Source organism: Emticicia sp., from assembly GCF_049241225.1.
Classification (GTDB): Bacteria; Bacteroidota; Bacteroidia; order Cytophagales; family Spirosomataceae; genus Emticicia.
Genome location: NZ_JBMLRC010000388.1, coordinates 1 through 1,297, shown reverse-complemented (window position 1 = coordinate 1,297; position 1,297 = coordinate 1). Strand labels below are relative to the sequence as shown.

At 35.3% G+C, this 1,297-nt stretch carries 2 protein-coding genes; both read left to right on the top strand.

The annotated features are described in order from the left end of the window. Window positions 1-42 precede the first annotated feature (42 nt). On the top strand, window positions 43-600 hold the full coding sequence (locus tag ACOVO2_RS20245) for a YdeI/OmpD-associated family protein (RefSeq protein ID WP_421771722.1): 558 nt from the start codon (window positions 43-45) through the stop codon (window positions 598-600). 242 nt (window positions 601-842) lie between these two features. Next, a partial coding sequence (locus tag ACOVO2_RS20240; protein ID WP_421771721.1) for an SRPBCC family protein occupies window positions 843-1,297 on the top strand: 455 nt, incomplete at its 3' end.

Below are 1,297 nucleotides of genomic sequence, written 5' to 3'. Positions count from 1 at the left end.
AAATAATTAACTTTAAGTTCGATTATCGTAAAACTACTTTTCATGCAAAATCAAGAAATAGAAATATTCTACCCAACCAGCGTTTCGGCTTGGAGAGAGTGGCTTGAACAAAATCATACTACTCAGCAGTCTATCTGGCTTATGTATTATACAAAAAAATCGGGAAAACCCACTATTTCTTGGTCGGAAGCCGTGGATGTTGCTCTTTGCTATGGTTGGATTGATAGTAAACATGTAAAAATTGATACCGAAACTTCTCGCCAATATTTTACCAAACGTAAGGCCAAAAGCACATGGTCGAGAGTCAATAAAGATAAAATAGAGCAATTGATTGCAGATGGTTTAATGACCGAAGCAGGCTTAAAAAGTGTAGAAATAGCTAAACAAAATGGCTCTTGGACTCTCCTCGATAGCATAGAAGCACTTGAAATTCCTGAGATTTTGGAGTTGGCATTTAGTAAAAATGAAGGTTCAAAACAAAAATTCCAAGCTCAAAGCAAATCAAAACAGAAACTCATGCTCTATGGTTTGAAAGCCGCTAAAACTATACCTACCCAAGAAAAGCGAATTAGAGAAATCATTGATGCTCTGTCCAATTAGCTCATTTACAAATAGTTATCGCATTTTTTTAACTGAAAATTTCTATTTCGTTCTTAAAATCTAAAAAAATTGAAAAAGAATTTTGCGAAACTAAATAGTTGCACATATATTTGCAACCAAACGGTTTCATTAATAAATTAGAATGAAAAAAATAGACCACTGGTTAGAACAATTCAAGAAGATTTGGGCGAGCCGTTTTAATCAATTAGACGAAGTATTAACAACAATTAAAGATAAGAAAAATGAAAACAGCATTACTTTTTGACTTTGCCGTAAACAAAGCTGACAATACTGTAAATGTAAAGCGAGAATTTGACGCCGACCTTGCATTGGTGTGGGAGGCTTGGACAAATCCTGAAATTCTTGACCAATGGTGGGCACCAAAGCCCTATCAAACCAAAACCAAATCAATGGATTTTAGAGAGGGTGGCATGTGGTTGTATTGCATGGTTGGTCCGACAGGTGAGGTACATTGGTGCAAAAACGATTATCTAAAAATTGATATACAGAAGAGTTATACAGGTTTAGATGCTTTTTGTGATGAAAACGGTGCAGTAAATATGGATATGCCCCGAACACAATGGACAAATTCGTTTACGGCAGTATCTAACGATAAAACATTAGTGACAATAGTAGCTCAATATGAAAGCCTTTCTGACCTCGAAAAAGTAATCGAAATGGGCTTTAAAGAAGGATT

What these genes read in the sequence shown, in the direction of transcription:
- ACOVO2_RS20245 (WP_421771722.1), top strand. Translation starts at nt 43, where the DNA reads ATGCAAAATCAAGAAATAGAAATATTCTACCCAACCAGCGTTTCGGCT.